The organism is Streptomyces graminilatus, assembly GCF_001418565.1.
Taxonomy (GTDB): domain Bacteria; phylum Actinomycetota; class Actinomycetes; order Streptomycetales; family Streptomycetaceae; genus Streptomyces; species Streptomyces graminilatus.
In genome coordinates, this window is record NZ_LIQQ01000780.1 from 1 (window position 1) to 1492 (window position 1492).

The following is a 1492-nucleotide window of genomic DNA, read 5'->3' on the forward strand; positions in this document are numbered from 1 at the left end:
GCCCCCACCCGCTCTTCGCCGGCCTCGTCAAGGCCGCCGTCCAGCGCAAGACGGGCAAGTAGCGCGAGGGCTGTACGGTGACCGGGGTGCGTGCCCTCGGGGGTGCGTGCCCCGGTTCTGCGTGCCGGTCCCAGGGCCGGTTTCTCGGGTACGGGCGGTGTACGGGCGGGTGCTGGATGCGGGAGGACAAGTCGACATGACCACCATCAAGGACACTCCGGAGGAGTGGGAGATCCGGGCGACCGCGACCCCCTTCGTGGGCAACAAGACCTCCGTGCGCACCGACGAGGTGGTCATGCCCGACGGCTCGGTGGTGAACCGCGACTACCAGGTCCACCCCGGTTCCGTGGGCGTCCTCGCCCTCGACGACGAGGGCCGGGTCCTGCTGATCCGCCAGTACCGCCACCCCGTGCGCCAGCGGCTCTGGGAGATCCCGGCCGGCCTGCTCGACGTACCCGGCGAGAACCCGCTGCACGCCGCCCAGCGCGAGCTGTACGAGGAGGCGCACGTCAAGGCCGAGGACTGGCGGGTGCTGACCGACATCTACCCCACGTCCGGCGGCTGCGACGAGGCCGTACGGATCTTCCTGGCCCGGAACCTGTCCGAGGCCGAGGGGCAGCGCTTCGAGGTGGAGGACGAGGAGGCCGACATGGAGTACGCGCGCGTGCCCGTCGACGAGCTCGTCCGGGCTGTCCTCGCCGGCGAACTGCACAGCAGCTGCCTTGTCGTGGGCGTCCTTTCGCTGGTGGCCGCCGAGAAGGGCGACGGACTCGACGCGCTGCGCCCGGCCGGGGCGCCGTGGCCGGCCCGGCCCTTCGAGGCCTGATACGAGGCCTGATACGAGGCCTGGAATCCGCCGATCCGAGGCTTGAGGGGCTCTTCGGGGCCGCCCCTCGCGTCCGATATGACCATCGCCTGATCCGATCGGGCGACCTGCTCGCCGTGCTCCGCACGGATCGTCGCAGAGCGTGAACTAGGCTCTGGAAACGCCCGAACCGGAGTCCCGGCGGGCTTGCGCGTGCAGGTGGACGGGAGTGTGGCCCGTGGCGGACCAGGCGGTGGACACAGGCGGCACGAAGCTGTCGGGAAACGATCGGCCGCCCCTTTTGACGAATAGTCAGTTCCTGGGCAGGACGCGAGAGTTGAAGGAACTGCGCGCCGACATCGAGCGCACCGGACTCGACACTCTCGCGGGCCGCAAAGCGCCACGCGCGCGCGTGCTGCTCATCGCGGGCAAGCCCGGCTCGGGCCGCAGCGCGCTCGCCGCGGAACTGGCCCGGCAGGTCGCGGACAGTTACCCGGACGGTGTGCTGCGCGCCCGGCTCAGCGAACCCGACGGCACCCGCGTGCCGACCGAACGCACCGCCCGCGAACTGCTCACCGCCCTGGAGCTGCCCACCCCGCCCGGCGCCGGCGAGGACGAACTGTCCGAGGCGCTGCGCGACGCGCTGGCCGACCGGCGGATGCTGCTCCTGCTCGACGACGCGGCCGA

General features: G+C 71.8%; 2 protein-coding genes. Both read left to right on the forward strand.

Going from position 1 to position 1492, the window contains the following annotated elements; all coding sequences use genetic code 11:
- The first annotated feature begins 196 nt into the window (after positions 1-196).
- On the forward strand, positions 197-826 hold the full coding sequence (locus AOK08_RS41485; protein ID WP_055535706.1) for an NUDIX domain-containing protein: 630 nt from the start codon (positions 197-199) through the stop codon (positions 824-826).
- A 217-nt stretch (positions 827-1043) separates the two neighbouring features.
- A partial coding sequence (locus AOK08_RS41490) for an ATP-binding protein (RefSeq protein ID WP_198539563.1) occupies positions 1044-1492 on the forward strand: 449 nt, incomplete at its 3' end.